Origin of the sequence: Actinomadura atramentaria DSM 43919 (genome assembly GCF_000381885.1) — a bacterium.
GTDB classification, from domain to species: domain Bacteria; phylum Actinomycetota; class Actinomycetes; order Streptosporangiales; family Streptosporangiaceae; genus Spirillospora; species Spirillospora atramentaria.
The window spans coordinates 191,761-206,503 of sequence record NZ_KB907209.1 but is presented as its reverse complement, the minus strand read 5'-3'; the positions used below and the strand labels follow the sequence as shown (position 1 = coordinate 206,503).

The 14,743-nt window shown below is 74.2% G+C and carries 13 protein-coding genes; 8 read left to right on the top strand and 5 right to left on the bottom strand.

What is annotated here, in order from left to right; genetic code table 11:
- Positions 1–377: 377 nt before the first annotated feature.
- From G339_RS0104895 to G339_RS0104875, 5 genes are all read left to right on the top strand, one after another.
- Positions 378–1,625, top strand: a complete 1,248-nt coding sequence (locus G339_RS0104895) for an extracellular solute-binding protein (RefSeq protein ID WP_019629962.1) — start codon at positions 378–380, stop codon at positions 1,623–1,625.
- Complete coding sequence (locus tag G339_RS0104890) at positions 1,626–2,564, top strand: carbohydrate ABC transporter permease (protein WP_019629961.1); 939 nt, start codon at positions 1,626–1,628, stop codon at positions 2,562–2,564.
- A complete protein-coding gene (locus tag G339_RS0104885; RefSeq protein WP_019629960.1) occupies positions 2,561–3,385 on the top strand; it encodes a carbohydrate ABC transporter permease in 825 nt (274 codons plus the stop codon). The genes G339_RS0104890 and G339_RS0104885 overlap by 4 nt, the downstream gene beginning before the upstream one ends.
- 62 nt (positions 3,386–3,447) lie before the next feature.
- Positions 3,448–5,214: an FAD-binding oxidoreductase gene (locus G339_RS0104880; RefSeq protein ID WP_019629959.1), complete on the top strand. Its 1,767-nt coding sequence runs from the start codon at positions 3,448–3,450 to the stop codon at positions 5,212–5,214.
- Positions 5,211–5,828: a TetR/AcrR family transcriptional regulator gene (locus tag G339_RS0104875; protein ID WP_019629958.1), complete on the top strand. Its 618-nt coding sequence runs from the start codon at positions 5,211–5,213 to the stop codon at positions 5,826–5,828. The genes G339_RS0104880 and G339_RS0104875 overlap by 4 nt, the downstream gene beginning before the upstream one ends.
- Here the strand turns inward: G339_RS0104875 and G339_RS0104870 are convergent.
- The 3 genes from G339_RS0104870 to G339_RS0104860 all read right to left on the bottom strand — a co-directional run bounded on the left by G339_RS0104870 (position 5,825) and on the right by G339_RS0104860 (position 7,648).
- Positions 5,825–6,172: a hypothetical protein gene (locus G339_RS0104870; RefSeq protein ID WP_026341141.1), complete on the bottom strand. Its 348-nt coding sequence runs from the start codon at positions 6,170–6,172 to the stop codon at positions 5,825–5,827. The genes G339_RS0104875 and G339_RS0104870 overlap by 4 nt on opposite strands.
- 91 nt (positions 6,173–6,263) lie before the next feature.
- Complete coding sequence (locus G339_RS0104865; RefSeq protein ID WP_338028911.1) at positions 6,264–6,467, bottom strand: ferredoxin; 204 nt, start codon at positions 6,465–6,467, stop codon at positions 6,264–6,266.
- On the bottom strand, positions 6,464–7,648 hold the full coding sequence (locus tag G339_RS0104860; protein ID WP_019629955.1) for a cytochrome P450: 1,185 nt from the start codon (positions 7,646–7,648) through the stop codon (positions 6,464–6,466). Before G339_RS0104860 ends, G339_RS0104865 begins: the two co-directional genes overlap by 4 nt.
- A gap of 141 nt (positions 7,649–7,789) precedes the next feature.
- On the opposite strand from G339_RS0104860, the gene G339_RS0104855 reads away from it, so the two are divergent.
- From G339_RS0104855 to G339_RS0104845, 3 genes are all read left to right on the top strand, one after another.
- A complete protein-coding gene (locus tag G339_RS0104855; protein WP_019629954.1) occupies positions 7,790–8,137 on the top strand; it encodes a VOC family protein in 348 nt (115 codons plus the stop codon).
- Between the two features lie 48 nt (positions 8,138–8,185).
- Positions 8,186–9,076 carry an endo alpha-1,4 polygalactosaminidase gene (locus tag G339_RS0104850; protein WP_019629953.1) on the top strand — a complete coding sequence of 297 codons (891 nt, stop codon included), beginning with the start codon at positions 8,186–8,188 and terminating at the stop codon, positions 9,074–9,076.
- 276 nt (positions 9,077–9,352) lie between these two features.
- Positions 9,353–10,525: an aminotransferase class V-fold PLP-dependent enzyme gene (locus G339_RS0104845; protein ID WP_019629952.1), complete on the top strand. Its 1,173-nt coding sequence runs from the start codon at positions 9,353–9,355 to the stop codon at positions 10,523–10,525.
- Here G339_RS0104845 and G339_RS36405 read toward each other — a convergent pair.
- On the bottom strand, positions 10,515–11,516 hold the full coding sequence (locus G339_RS36405) for an LCP family protein (protein ID WP_019629951.1): 1,002 nt from the start codon (positions 11,514–11,516) through the stop codon (positions 10,515–10,517). The genes G339_RS0104845 and G339_RS36405 overlap by 11 nt on opposite strands.
- A gap of 2 nt (positions 11,517–11,518) precedes the next feature.
- Positions 11,519–12,106, bottom strand: coding sequence for an RNA polymerase sigma factor (locus tag G339_RS0104835; protein WP_019629950.1), 588 nt, complete (start codon positions 12,104–12,106; stop codon positions 11,519–11,521).
- Positions 12,107–14,743: the final 2,637 nt, after the last annotated feature.

Below are 14,743 nucleotides of genomic sequence, written 5' to 3'. Positions count from 1 at the left end.
CGTCCACCGGACACGCTAGGACAGACCGGATAAGACGCGGATCAGCGCGAGGTTAGCGTCCTTTTTACCTTGGTTCGCCGCCGCTCGGGGGCGTCCGGCCGGTCCCCGGTGAAGCACCCGGCGACCGGACCAGTCCAGCGTGCGGACCGGACCAGTCGCCCGTTCAATAACGGTTGGAAATCGAGCCTTGAACCGGTCCGGACCGGCTCTTATGTTCGGGGCTGTACGGACCGCCGGATTTCCCGGGGAACGCGGAGGCGGGCGGCCCGTGCTGACCTTACCGCGCGCTGAAGAGGTCGGGCCTCGGTTTTCGGACCGGGCCATAGAAAAGGGGGAAAACAGACACGTCCACCGTGTCGTTGAGAGAGGCGGAGCACGTGAGAAAGCAGTTCGCCGGCGCCACCGCCGTGGGCCTGTCGCTGGCCCTCGCCCTGACGGGATGCGGCAAGGGAAGCTCGTCGGGCGACGACTCGTCCGGAAAGACGATCCGGTTCGTCGCCGCGATCTACGACGACAACACCAAGGGCTACTGGGACGGCCTCATCAAGGACTTCGAGGCCAAGAACCCCGGCTACAAGGTCAACCTGGAAATGGTCGACTGGGAGCAGATGGACCGCAAGGTCAAGACCTACGTCCAGACCAAGCAGGCTCCCGACGTCCTCAACTACAACGCCTTCTCCGACTTCGCCCGCGACGGGCTGATCTACAAGGCGGAGGAGGTCGTCTCGCCGCAGGTCCTGAGCGACTTCACCCCGACGTTCGTCAAGCAGGCCCAGTACCAGGGCGCGCAGTACGGGCTGCCGTTCATCTCCAGCGCGCGGCTGCTGTTCTACAACAAGGACCTTTTCGCCAAGGCGAAGATCGACAAGCCGCCGGCGAGCTGGGCCGAGGTCCAGGCCGACGCGCAGAAGATCAAGGCGGCGGGCGCGACCGGCTACGGCCTGCCGCTCGGCCCCGAGGAGGCGCAGGCGGAGTTCTACTCCTGGGCGATGAACAACGGCGGCGGCTGGGTGGACTCGTCCGGGAAGTGGGCGATCAACCAGAAGGCCAACGTCGAGACGCTCACGTTCCTGCGGGACCTCACCAAGTCCGGCGTCACGCAGCCGAACCCGGAGACCACCGACCGCGCGAAGGTCTTCAACCAGTTCGCGCAGGGCCGGATCGGAATGGCGATCGGCGGCCCGTTCACCAAGGCCGGATTCATCGACCCGGCGAACAAGAACCTCAATTTCGGGGTCGCGCCGCTGCCGAGCAAGAACGGTTCCAGCCACGACACGCTCGGCGTCATGGACGTCCTCGCCGCGTTCAAGCGGGACGGCGGGAAGAACAAGGAGGCGGTCCGCCGTTTCCTCGACTTCTTCTACAGCGCCGAGAACAGCTCGAAGTTCCTCAAGCTGGAGGGCTTCCTGCCGGTCACGAAGTCGGCCGGGGACGCGCTCAGCGCCGACCCGTACATGAAGCAGTTCGTGGACGCCCTGCCCACGTCGCAGTTCGCGCCGACCGGCAACCCCGCTTGGTCGGCCGTCGCGGGCGCGGTGAAGCAGGACCTCGGCGCGGCCGTCGCGAACGGCGACCCGAAGAAGGTCCTGGACGGCATCCAGCAGACGGCCGAGAAGGCCGGCTGAGTGGACGGCGTCTCGATCGCGGGCCGGGGCGCTCCGGCGTCCCGGCCCGCGCGGCTCCTCGCCCGGCTGCGCGTGCTGCTGGCCCCGCTGCCGTGGCTCGCGCCCGCGCTGCTGCTGATCGGCGCGGTCGTGCTGTGGCCCGTCGTGGAGATGGTGCGGACGTCGTTCCTGGCCATCAGCTCGTCGGGCGCGACGCTCGGCGGCGCGGGCACGCGCAACTACAAGGACCTGTTCGACGAGCCTGATCTCGGCGCCGTGCTGCTGCGGACGCTGCTGTGGGTCGTCGGGATCGTCGTGATCACGACCGTCCTGTCGCTCGCGCTCGGGCAGTTGCTGAACGCCCGCTTCCCCGGCCGCCGCGTCGTGCGGTGGGCGGTGATCGTGCCGTGGGCGGCGTCGGTGCTGATGACGGCGCTGATCTGGCGCTGGATGCTCGACAACGACTCGGGCGTGGTGAACCGGCTGCTGCTCGACCTCGGCCTGGTGGACGAGCCCGTCAACTGGCTCGCGCACCCCGGCCAGGCGATGGCGTGGATGATGGCCGTCGCGGTCTTCGTGACGCTGCCGTTCACGTCGTTCGTGATCCTCGCGGGCCTGCAGAGCATCCCGCCGGAGGTGTACGAGGCGGCGCGGGTGGACGGCGCGTCCGGCTGGACGACCTATCTGCGGATCACGCTGCCGCTGCTGCGTCCCGCCCTGCTCATCGGAACGATCATCAACTGCATCAACGTGTTCAACAACTTCCCGATCATCTGGTCGATGACCCAGGGCGGCCCCCAGCACGCCACGGACACCTCGACCACGTTCACCTACAAGATCGCCTTCTTCGACCAGCACGTCGGCGAGTCGGCCGCGATGGCCGTCGTCAACTTCGCGCTCGTGCTGTTCATGGTCGCGCTGTACCTGCGCGCGGCCCGCCGCTCGGGGGCGACGTCGTGACCCGGCGGTGGCGGGTCGCGCTGCTGGCCGGGGTCGGCTGGCTCGTCGCGCTGTTCTTCCTGGCCCCCTACGTCGAGATGCTGTTGACGGCGTTGAAGCCCGAGCACGAGCTGACGCGCTCGCCGGGCGGCTACGTCCCGTCGCACTGGCAGTGGTCGAACTTCACGGACGTGTGGACGGCCGCGCCCCTGTGGACGAACCTGCGGGTGTCGCTGACCGTCGCGGGCGGCTCGACGCTGCTCACGCTGCTGTGCGCGCTGCCCGCCGCGTACTACTCCGCGCGCAACCGGTTCAGGGGGCGCGGGGCGTTCCTCGTGCTCGTGCTGGTGACGCAGATGTTCGCGCCGACCGCGCTGGTCGTCGGCGTCTACCGGGAGGCGGTCATGCTGAACCTGACCGACACCCTGGAAGCACTGATCCTGGTGAACGCGGCGTTCAACCTGCCGTTCTGCGTGTGGATTCTGCACGGCTCGTTCAGCTCGGTGCCGCGCGAGCTGGAGGAGGCCGCGTTCCTGGACGGGACGGGCCGCATCGGCGCGCTGCTGCGCGTCACGCTGCCGGTGTCGATGCCCGGTGTGGTGACGGCCGTGGTCTACACGTTCATCGCCGCGTGGAACGAGTACATCGTGGCGCTGACGGTGTCGGTCTCGGACAACCGCAAACCGCTGACGGTCGCGATCCCGTCGTTCGTCACGCAGTACCAGGAGCACTGGCAGTACCTGTTCGCGACGTCGCTCATCGCGATCATCCCGGTCGTGGTGCTGTTCGCGCTGGTCGAGCGGTACCTGATCGGCGGGCTGACCGCCGGATCGGTGAAGTGACCGGCTGGACACCCGAATTGACCGGACGGTAAGTTACCGTCCGGTCAATTCGAGGAGGGCCGATGGCGGGCACGCGGTCGTGGTGGGGCTGGGGCAACGTCGAGGACGCGGTCGCCGGGCGGGAACGCGCCGAACTGGTCGGGCGGGTCGCCGCGCTGCTGCCCGACGCCGACCTGACCGACCACGCGCCGCCCGACGTCGCGTCGCTCGCCCTGCCCGCGCCGCGCGTCGCGCCGCCGCCCGCGCTCGCCGCGCTGTGCTCGGCGGACGTCGCCGACCGCGCGGCGCACGCGCACGGCCGGGCGTTCCGCGACGTCGTCCGGAACCTGCGCGGCGAGCTGCGGCACGTCCCCGACCTGGTCGTCCGGCCGCGGACCGGGGACGACGTCGCGGCCGTCCTGGACTGGTGCGGCGGCGCGGGCGTCGCCGTCGTCCCGTACGGCGGCGGGACGTCGGTCGTCGGCGGCGTCGAGCCGCGCGTCACCGGCTACGCGGGCGCGGTCAGCCTCGACGTCGGGCGGCTCGACCGCGTCCTGGAGATCGACCGGACGAGCCGCGCCGCCCGAATCCAGGCCGGAATCCCCGGCCCCGCGCTGGAGGACGCGCTGCGCCCGCACGGCCTGACGCTGCGGCACTTCCCGCAGTCGTTCGAGTTCTCCACGCTCGGCGGCTGGCTCGCGACGCGCGCGGGCGGCCACTACGCGACGCTCTACACGCACATCGACGACCTGGTGGAGTCGCTGCGCGTCGTCACGCCGGCGGGCGTCGCGGAGTCGCGGCGGCTGCCCGGCTCGGGCGCGGGGCCGTCGCCGGACCGGATGTTCCTCGGCTCGGAGGGCGCGCTGGGCGTCATCACCGAGGCGTGGATGCGGCTGCAGGAGCGGCCGCGGTTCCGCGCGGGCGCGTCCGTGCTGTTCGAGGACCACGGCCGGGCCGTCGAGGCGACGCGCGCGGTCGCGCAGTCCGGGCTGTTCCCGGCGAACTGCCGTCTGCTGGACCCGAACGAGGCGTTCCTGAACGCGGGGACGGCGAGCGGCGGCGGGGTGCTCGTGCTCGGGTTCGAGTCCGCCGACCACCCGGTCGGGGCGCGGCTGGACCGGGCGCTGGAGCTGTGCGCGGACCACGGCGGACGGGCCGAGGCCCGCCGCGACACCGGCCCGGACGCCGCCGCGCGGGGCGGCGCGTCGGCTGCGGACACGTGGCGGTCGTCGTTCCTGCGGATGCCCTACCAGCGGGACGCGCTCGCCGCCCACGGCATGATCGTGGAAACGTTCGAAACGGCCTGCACGTGGGACCGCTACCCGGCGCTGCGCGCCGCCGTCCTCGCCGCCGCCGACGCCGCGATGCGCGCGGTCGGCGCGACCGGGATCACGACGTGCCGGTTCACCCACGTCTACCCGGACGGCCCCGCGCCCTACTTCGGCGTCTACGCGGCGGGCCGCTGGGACGGGCTCCTCGCCCAGTGGGACGAGATCAAGGCGGCCGTGTCCGAGGCCGTCGACGCGTCCGGCGGCACGATCACCCACCACCACGCGGTCGGCCGCGACCACCGGCCCTGGTACGACCGGCAGCGGCCGGACCCGTTCGCGGCCGCGCTGCGCGCGGCGAAGGCCGCGCTCGACCCGGCGGGCGTGCTGAACCCGGGCGTCCTCGTCGACCCGACGCGCGACCCGGGGCGCGGCCCGACGCGCGGCCCGGTGCGCGGCCCGACGCGCGACCCGATGCGCGGCCCGGTGCGCGACCCGACCCGCGACCCGGTGCGCGACCCGGTGCGCGGCCCGGTGCGCGACCCGACCCGCGGCCCGACGCGCGGCCCGGTGCGCGGATGAGCGCGCGGACCGGCACCAAGGGCGTGCCGCGCCCCGAGCGGGAGGCGCAGATCCTCGCCGCCGCCGGGCGCGAGTTCGGGACGCGCGGGCACGCGGGCGCGTCCGTCTCGCGCATCGCGGCCGCTTCCGATGTTTCCAAACCGCTCGTCTACAGCTACTTCGGGTCGCGCGAGCAGTTGCACCTGGCGTGCGTGCGCGCGGCGGGCGACCGGCTCGTCGCCGCCGTCCGCGCCGCCGAGGACGCCGCGCCGGACGCGCCCGCCGCCGACCGCGCCGCGCGCACGCTCAACGCCCTCATCACCGCCCTGGACGGCCGCCGCACCGACTGGCACGTCCTCTACGACCCGACCCTGCCACCGCCCGAGACCGACAGCGCGTCCGCCGCCGCCCGCCGCTACCGCGCCGCCCTGAACGGCATGGGCGCGGCGGGCGTCGCGGACGTCCTCGCCCGCGCGGGCGACACCGACCCCGACGACGGCGACCTGCTCACCCGCATCTGGTTCGCCACCGTCACCGCCGTCGTCCGCTGGTGGGACGACCACCCCGACCGAACCGCCGCCGAACTCACCACCCGCTGCACCCGCCTCCTGACGACCCTCCGACCTGACGGCTAGTGGAATTCGTGGACGAGTTCGATGGGGCCGGTGATGTGGGTGTTGAACTCGTCGAGTTCCTCGGCGGGAACCCAGAGTTCGAGGATCGTCCGTCCGCCCGCCTGGCGGACGGGGTAGCGGGCGAGGAAGTCCGTCTCGACCTCGAAGCGCGTCACGTAGCCCGCGCCGTCGTGCTTGACGTTCCAGTCGCGGGCGATGCGGATCGCGTAGTCCTCGTTGAGGACGGGGTAGAAGATCGGCTGCTCGGGGAGGCGCGGCGGCCAGGAGCGCCAGTCCCGCGCGCGCAGCAGGTCGAGTTCGGCGGGGCCCACCGGGCGCCAGAGCGTGGTCGTCCTGTCGTTCACGGGCGCCGACCCTAGTCCGGGGCGCCGCCGGGCGGCGAGGGGATTTCGGGCGGCGGCGCGGCGCCGGCGAGCGCGCCGCACCGCCGCCGTGTCAGTCCGCCACGCGCAGCGCGCGGGACGGGCACAGGTCGGCGGCCTGGCGGACCGCGCGGCGGGCCGCCGCCGGCGGGTCGGGCCGCAGGACCGTGACGAGCCCGTCGTCGTCCTGGTCGAAGACGTCCGGGGCCGTCAGCGCGCACATGCCCGCGCCGACGCAGACCGCCCGGTCGGCGCTGACCTCCATCCCGCCGCTCACCACGTCACCGGGAGCGCGTTGACGCCCTGGATCGTCGCGGGCGGCCGCAGCGCCAGCTCGTCACGCGGGACGGCGAGCCGCAGGCCGGGCAGGCGGCGCAGCAGCGCGGTGAGCGCGATGTGCAGTTCGGCGCGCGCCAGGTTCTGGCCGAGGCACTGGTGGACGCCGTAGCCGAACGCCAGGTGGTGGCGCGCGGAGCGGTGGACGTCGAGCCGGTCCGGGTCGGGGAACGCGGCCGCGTCGCGGTTGCCGAGCGAGTTGGGGATGACGACGCCGTCGCCCGCGCGGATCGTCCGCCCGGCGATCTCGATGTCCTCGGCGGCGACGCGGATGCCCGCGAGGTCCGCGATCGACAGGTAGCGCAGCAGCTCCTCGACGGCCCCCGGCACGAGCCCGGGGTCCGCCCGGAGCGCGGCGAGCTGCTCGGGGTGGTCGTGCAGCGCGACGACGCTCATCGCGATCATCGACGCGGTCGTCTCGTGGCCCGCGACGAGCAGCAGGATCGCCGTCGCGACGACGTCCTCGCGGTCGGGCCGGTCGGGGCGCGCGACGAGCCGCGCGAGCAGGCCCGGTTCCGCCGGGGGTCCGTCCACGAGGCGGCCGAGGTAGTCGGCCAGGTCGTCGCGGGCCTGCCCGGCGACGCCGGGGTCGTCGGACTGCAGCAGCCGCCGCGACGCGTCCTGGAAGAAGTCGTGGTCGTCGTAAGGGACGCTGAGCATCCGGCAGATCACCATCGACGGGACGGGCATCGCGAAATCGGCCACGAGGTCGGCGGGCGGCCCCTTCTCGACCATCGCGTCCAGGAACCCGTCGACGATCTCCTCGATCTCGCCGCGCATCGACGCGACGCGCCGCACGCTGAAATCGCCGATGAGCAGGCGGCGCTGCGCGGCGTGCTCCGGCCGGTCGAGGCCGATGAACGCGGGCCGCCGCCCCCGGAACGACTCGAAGCGCGGCGACAGGAACGGGAACCCGGGGCGGTTGCGGTCGGACGAGAGGCGCGGGTCGGCGAGTAAGGCGCGGGCGGTGTCGTAGCCGGAGACGAGCCAGGCGGTCCGGCCGTCGTAGAGCGTGGCGCGGGTCAGCGGCGCGTCCTCGCGGAACGTCCGGTAGCCGGGCGGCGGGTCGTACGGACAGGTGCGGGCCTGGGGGTAGGGCGGGGGGACGAAGGTGTCGGTCATCGCATCCTTGCCTGTCAGGAAAGAACGGACTTCGCTTTACTTCGAAAGTAAGCTTCTTCGCGGCCGGGGGCAACGGGTCGTCCGGATGTCGGACGCGTGTGGTCCACTGTCCCCAACGCATCCGAGGCGGAAGGGGCCGCGATGACCGTGCGCCGGATCGTGCCCGACATCAGGACCGACGACATGGCCGCCGCGAGCGATTTCTACGCGGCGATCGGACTCGAAGTGGTCATGGACCACGGCTGGGTGGTGACGCTCGCGTCGCCGTCCAACCCGACCGCGCAGCTCACCCTGCAGGGCGCGGACGCGCACGCGGCCGTCCACCCGGACGTGTCGATCGAGGTCGAGGACGTGGACGCGGTGTACCGCGCGATGCTCGCGCGCGGCGCGGAGATCGTCCACGACCTGCGCGACGAGGAGTGGGGCGTCCGCCGCTTCTTCGTCCGCGACCCGGCGGGCGCGATCGTGAACGTGGTGGGCCACCGCTGACGGCTCGGGCGTGGACTGCCGTCGAGCCGGATGCGGGAGGCTGGGTTCATGCACCGCCTCACCCGCGTGCGGGTGCTCGTCCTGGCCGTCGCGCTGGTCGCGGCGGCATGTTCGTCGTGCGGCGAACCGGACCGGACCAAGCGCGGGCCCGCAGGCGGAGGGTCTTCGACAGGCGCGTCGAGCGGCGCGGGCTCCGGCGGGAGCGGCCCGGCCGTGCGCCCGCCGCCGCCCGGGATCGCGTTCGACTACCAGATCGGCGGCCCGTACCCGCCGCCGCCCGGCGTCCGCGCCGTGTCCCGCGACCGGACGGCCGCCCCCGCGCCCGGCCTCTACAACGTCTGCTACGTCAACGCGTTCCAGACCCAGCCGGACGCCGTCCGCTGGTGGCGGGAGAACCACCCCGACCTGCTGCTGACCGACCGCGCGGGCCGACCGGTCATCGACCGGGACTGGAACGAACCGCTGCTGGACATCTCCACGGCCGCCCACCGCACCGCCCTCGCCGCCATCGTCGGCTCCTGGACGGACGGCTGCGCCACGGCCGGATTCAACGCCGTCGAGTTCGACAACCTCGACTCCTACCAGCGGTCCGACGACCTTCTCACCGCCGCGGACGCCGTCGCGTTCGCGCGCCTGATCACCGCACGCGCCCACGAGCACGGCCTGGCCGCCGCCCAGAAGAACACCGCGGAACTGCTCCCCCACCGCGCCGTGATCGGCTTCGACCTAGCCGTCGTAGAGGAATGCGGACGCACCGACGAATGCGCCGAATACGCAACCGCCTACCCGAACCGCGTCTTCGACATCGAATACGACGCCAAGGGTTTCACCGCGGCCTGCCGATCCTTCGGCACCCGAATCGCCGTCACCCGACGAGACCGGGACGTCCTCCCCACCGGAACCCCCGGCCACCGCTACCGCGCCTGCACGACCCCCTGACCGCCGCCCACGCCGGGCGTCCGGCGGCTGCCGGCAATCGACCTCGCGGTGCTCCGAACCCGCCGCTCAACCAACGACAAACCGCGCCCGAGATCGCGCCGCCGCCCGCCCGCGTCGGCGGGGCGGGCGCGGCGAAGGACCGGCGGGCTCGGTGGGCTCCCGCCCCTGTGGGGAGCGCACCGCGGCCGTCGAGCGCGCCGACGATGTCACACCGGTCGGACATTTTTCGGCGCCCTCGGGTGAGGTTGTATGGAACGGACCCACCAGGGAGTGCATGTGAGCATCGACATCGCCCGAGTGCGCGCGGAGACGCCCGGCTGCGCGCACGTCGTCCACCTGAACAACGCGGGTTCGGCGCTGCCCGCGCAGCCCGTGCTGGACGCCGTCGCGGACCACCTCAGGCTGGAGGCCGAGTCCGGCGGCTACGAGGCCGAGGACCTCAACGCCGACCGGATCGCCGCCTTCTACCCCGCCGTCGCCGCGCTGATCGGCGCGCGCCCCGACGAGATCGCCTACGTCGAGAACGCCACCCGCGCCTGGGACCTGGCGTTCTACGCGGTGCCGTTCGCGCCGGGCGACCGCATCCTCACCACGACCAGCGAGTACGCGAGCAACGCCATCGCCTACCGGCACGCCGCCGACACGCACGGCGCGCGCGTCGAGGTGGTCCCGGACGGCCCGGACGGCCTGGTGTCCCTGGACGCGCTGGCGGCGGAGCTGGCGCGCGGCGGCGTCCGGCTCGTCTCGCTGAACCACGTCCCGACGCACAACGGCCTGGTCAACCCGGTCGCGGAGGTCGGCAAGCTGTGCCGCGCGGCGGGCGTGCTGTTCCTGCTGGACGCGTGCCAGTCGGTGGGCCAGATCGCCGTGGACGTCGCCGAGATCGGCTGCGACCTGCTGTCCGCGACGGGCCGCAAGTTCCTGCGCGGTCCGCGCGGCACGGGGTTCCTGTACGCGCGGCGCGAGATCGTCCCGACGCTGGTCCCGCCGCTGATCGACCTCCAGGCCGCCCGGTGGGATCCGGCGGGCTCGTTCGCGCTGCGCGAGGACGCGCGGCGGTTCGAGACGTGGGAGCGGTTCGTGGCCGGGCAGGTCGGTCTCGGCGTCGCCGCCCGCTACGCGGCGGATCTGGGCATCGCGGCGGTCGAGGAGCGCGTCCGCGCGCTCGGCGCGGGGCTGCGCGCGCGGCTCGCGGACCGGCCGGGCGTCACCGTCCGGGACCGCGGGCCGAATCCGTGCGGCATCGTCACGTTCACGATCGACGGGCACGAGGCGACGGAGGTCCGCGACACGCTGCGCGCCGCGAGGATCAACGTGAGCGTCGCCGTCCCGAGCGGCCACGGCTACGGCACCGCGACCGCCCGGGACGTCGTCCGCGCGTCCGTCCACTACTACAACACCGAGGACGAACTGGACGCTCTCGTCGGCGCGCTCCCCGTCACCGCTTGAACGGGCGCAGCGCGGCGGCCGTCCGCGCCTCGTCCACGACGAGGGTGCCGGGATCGGCGGGGTTGATCCGGGTCGGAAGGACGGCGTAGTCCGACCGGTTCGGGTTCACCTTCTCCAAGCCCTTGGCGAGGCTCTTCAGCGCGACCGAGTCGTCCCCGCCCAGGACCGTCACGGACGACGACGCCGCGGCGACGAACCGCGCCATCGCGACGGGATTGCCGAACTTCTGGTGCGCGCGCGCCAGCAGCGCCTTCATCAGCCGCTGCTGGCGCTCGACGCGCGCCAGGTCGGAGCCGTCGTCGAGGCCGTGCCGCACCCGCGCGTAGGCGAGGGCCTGGCGGCCCTTGACCAGGTGGCGTCCGGCCCCGAGGCGCAGCCCGCTGTTCCGGTCGTCCACGGCCTTGGGCAGCGTGATCTCGACGCCGCCGAGCGCGTCCACCATCTTCGCGAACCCGGCGAAGTCCACCTTGACGGCCTGGTCGACGCGCACCGACGTCAGCGATTCGACGCGCTTCACCGAGCACGACAGGCCGCCGGTCAGCATGTACGTCATCCGCGGCGAGGCGAGCTTGGCGTTCGGGCAGGTGACCGGGCTGGACACGACGTCGCGCGGGATGCTGAGCACGCTCGCCCGGCCGCGGTCCGCAGGCAGGTGGACGAGGACGATCGAGTCGGCGTTCGACGCGCCGCCGTTCCGGCCGTCCGCCCCGATGACCAGGACGTTCACCGCGCGGGCCGGGCCGCTCTCGGTCCGCGCGACCGTCCCGAGCGCGTGCCGGCCGCCGTCCCCGCCGCGCAGCAGCACGGTCGGGACGAGCACCAGCGCGGCCGTCACGGCGGCGGCCGTCGCCATGATCGCCGGGGCGAGCCACCGGCGGCGGCGCGGCGCGGCCGCCCCGCCCGCCAGCCGGGAGCGCTGCCGGACCAGCGTCGGCGGCGGCTCGTGTTCGAGGTCGCGGCCGAGATCGCGGAGCAGGTTCAGGTCGTCCATCGCTACGCCTCCTCGCGCATCGGGTCGGTGTCGCCGAGCGCCGCGCGGATCTTGCGCCGCGCCCGGTTGAGCCGGGACCGGACGGTCCCGACGGGGATGCCGAGCGCCGCGGCGGTCTCCGCGTAGCTCAGATCCGCCCAGGCGACGAGCAGCAGGACGTCGCGGTCGCGGCGGGGCAGCGCGGCGAGCGCGCCGGCGAGCACCGGCCGGACCCCGGCGGCGGCGACGGCGTCGTCCACCGCGTCGTCGGGGAAGGGGACGGCGTGCTCGGCGGGGCTGCGGCGCAGCGCGCGGTAGCGGGCGGCCTCGTCGCGGTGGTGGCGCGCGACGAGCTTGGTGACGATGCCGAACAGCCAGGGCCGGGCGTCCGGGCGCTCGAGGTCGTACCGGGCGCGGCGGCCGAACGCGGCCAGGAACGTGTCGCCGACGATGTCCTCGGCCTGCTCGGGGCCGAGGCGGCGCGACACGTACCGGTACAGCATCGGCGCGTACCGGTCGAACAGGGCGGCGAACGCCTCCGGGTCGGCGTGCGACCTGCGGATCAGCTCCGCGTCGGTCTCCGTCTCCGGGACGGCGGGAGCTGCGGTCATCGCGCGCGTCCGGACGGCGCGGGGGCGGGTCGGGGGTCGTGCATGGGAGGGCCGGCCTTCCCGGTGGGGGGACATGACGGGGATGTATCGCCACGAACCCGCCCCGGAGTTCACGGTTCCGGTCATTTTTCCTTGATCGCTTATGCAGAACGAAGTGAACCTAACGGCTAAGCTGCGCATCCTTGTAAAGGAGGACACGGGGGGTTCGTCGGCGAGACCGCTGCGTCCGCGCGTGTGGATGGGGCAGCAGGTCGAGGAGGCAGCGCCGTGAACGAACCCGAGCGGAAGGCCGACCGGACGGAGACCGCCGAGTTCTCGGCGCCGCCCCGCCGAGGCCGCCACGCCCGCCCGGCCCCGCCGGCCGCCCCGGCCGCCGAGCAGCCGTCCGACGACCCGGCCCGGCCCGCTCCCGAGGAGCCCCCGGCCGCGGAGCCGACCCCCCTCACCGCCCGACCGGGGGAGCCCTCCCCCGAGTCGACCCCGCCGAACGACGACCCGGCGGAACCCGCCGCCCGACCGGCCCCGCCCGCCGATCGCCGCCCGGCACCCCCGAACGACGACCCGACGACTCCGGCGGACGACCACCCGACGACTCTTGCTTCCCAGGCGGCACCCCCAACCAGCGACCGGGCGACTCCCCCCACGGCTCAAGCAACTCCCCCGCCGAGCGACCCGGCAACTCGCCCCGCGGGTCACCCGACCACGCCCAACTCCGGGCCGGCCGACCGACTCCCGCACCCGAACGCCCAACCGGCGACCCCGGCACCACGGTCGACGCCGCCCGACGACCGCCCGCAAGCGCCCGCCCCCGCGACGACACCCCCCAACGACACCCGAACGACGCCCGCGCCCACAGAACCCGCCGCGCAGGACGCACCCCCGAACGGCCGATCGACAGCGCCCGCGCAGGACACACCCCCGAACGGCCAATTGACGCCCCCCGCAGGGGACGCACCCCCCGACGGCCGGTCGGCGGCGCCCGCGCAGGACGCGCCCTCGAACGGCCGATCGACGTCCCCCGCCGCGCAACCGACCACGCGCCCAGGCGACACGACCCCGCCGCCCCGGCAGACGCCCCCGGCTGCTCGTTCGACACCGCCCGGACCACCTCCGACGCCGCCCACCGCACAGGAAACGGACCCGGCCGACCGGCCCGCACAACCCGGCAGCCACCCGGCCACGCCCGCCGCGCAGCCCACCGCGCAGCCCGCCCCGGCCACGCCCCAGCCGACCGAAGCCGCCGCACACCCAGGCCCGCCCGCCAACCCGGCGACGCCGCCCAACGAGCAGGCGCCCCCGCGCGACACGCACCCCACCCTGACCGCTTCCCAGCGCTCTCCGCGACCGAGCCCGCCGAGCGACCAACCAGCCAGGCCCGACAACTCACCCCCACCCAGCGGGCAGCCCATTACAACCCGCCAGTCCACTCCACCCGGCGGGCAGCCCACCGCTCCCCGCCAATCCACGCCGCCCAGCGCGCATTCGGCCCCGCGCCCGGTGCCATCCGCGCCGGACGCGCCGCAGAAGCCAGAAGCCCCCGCGCAGACGGAACCGCCCGCCGCGCACACGACGCCGCGCACCGGGCACCCTGGCGCGCCCGGCCACTCCACACCGCCCGGCGAGCAGCCCAACGCCTCCCGCCACTCCACGCCACCCAGCGGACACTCGACCCCGCGCGCTGCACAGCCCACATCGGACGCGCCGCAAACGCCAGAAGCCCCCGCGCAGACAGAACCTCCCACCGCGCACACGACGCCGCGCACTGGGCACCCGGCCACGCCCGGCCGCTCAGCGCCGCCCAGCGGGCAGCCCATTACAACCCGCCAGTCCACTCCGCCCGGCGGGCAGCCCAACGCTCCCCGCCAATCCACCCCGCCCGGCGGGCACCCGGCCCCGCGTGCTGTGCCGTCCGCGCCGGACGCGCCGCAGATACCTGGAGCGCCCGCGCAGGCGGGGCCGCCCGCTACCCGCGCGACGCCGCCCGGCGGCCGACCGGCCGCGCCCGAGCGGTCGGCGGCGCACGGTGACCAGGCGGCCGGTCCCGAGCGGTCGACACCGCCCGGTGGGCGTCCCGTCGCGTCCGATCGGTCGGCGTCCCTCGGCGGGGAGCACGCTGCGCCCGCCGGGGGTGAGCAGGTCGCGGGAGATGTTCCCTCGAACGCTTCTCCGGCGGCCGATGGGCCGCTCGCGACGCGGCCCGAGCCGTTGCCGCGGGCTTCCGCGCCGGGGCGGCCGCCGTCGCGGTCGTCGTCGCAGGCGCAGCCGACCGTGGAGGAACGGCTACCCTCGGCCGGGTCGCCGCCCACCGCGCCCTCGGACCGGTCGCCGCGCCGGTCGCCCGACGCCGCCCGGCCCTACGGCACAACGGGCAGAGCGGGAGCGGACGAGCGGCCGAACGTCCGTGGTTCTGGACCGTACGGCACGGCCGGGCCGGACGGGCGGCCGGGGAACGGTGCGTCCGAGCCCTATGGCTCGACGGGCGCGGAAGCTCGGCCGAGCACCGGCGAGCCGTACGGCGCCGCTGACGTGACCCGTACAGACGGACGCCTGAGCGGCGGCGCATCCGGACCGTGCGGCGCCGCGGGCGCGACCGGCACCGATGAACGCGCTGGCGAATCTGGGCCGTTCGGCGCGACC

What these genes read in the sequence shown, in the direction of transcription:
- G339_RS0104880 (WP_019629959.1), top strand. Translation starts at nt 3,448, where the DNA reads ATGGCGGGCACGCGGTCGTGGTGGGGCTGGGGCAACGTCGAGGACGCG.
- G339_RS0104875 (WP_019629958.1), top strand. Translation starts at nt 5,211, where the DNA reads ATGAGCGCGCGGACCGGCACCAAGGGCGTGCCGCGCCCCGAGCGGGAG.
- G339_RS0104860 (WP_019629955.1), bottom strand. Translation starts at nt 7,648, where the DNA reads ATGACCGACACCTTCGTCCCCCCGCCCTACCCCCAGGCCCGCACCTGT.
- G339_RS0104855 (WP_019629954.1), top strand. Translation starts at nt 7,790, where the DNA reads ATGACCGTGCGCCGGATCGTGCCCGACATCAGGACCGACGACATGGCC.
- G339_RS0104850 (WP_019629953.1), top strand. Translation starts at nt 8,186, where the DNA reads ATGCACCGCCTCACCCGCGTGCGGGTGCTCGTCCTGGCCGTCGCGCTG.
- G339_RS36405 (WP_019629951.1), bottom strand. Translation starts at nt 11,516, where the DNA reads ATGGACGACCTGAACCTGCTCCGCGATCTCGGCCGCGACCTCGAACAC.
- G339_RS0104835 (WP_019629950.1), bottom strand. Translation starts at nt 12,106, where the DNA reads ATGACCGCAGCTCCCGCCGTCCCGGAGACGGAGACCGACGCGGAGCTG.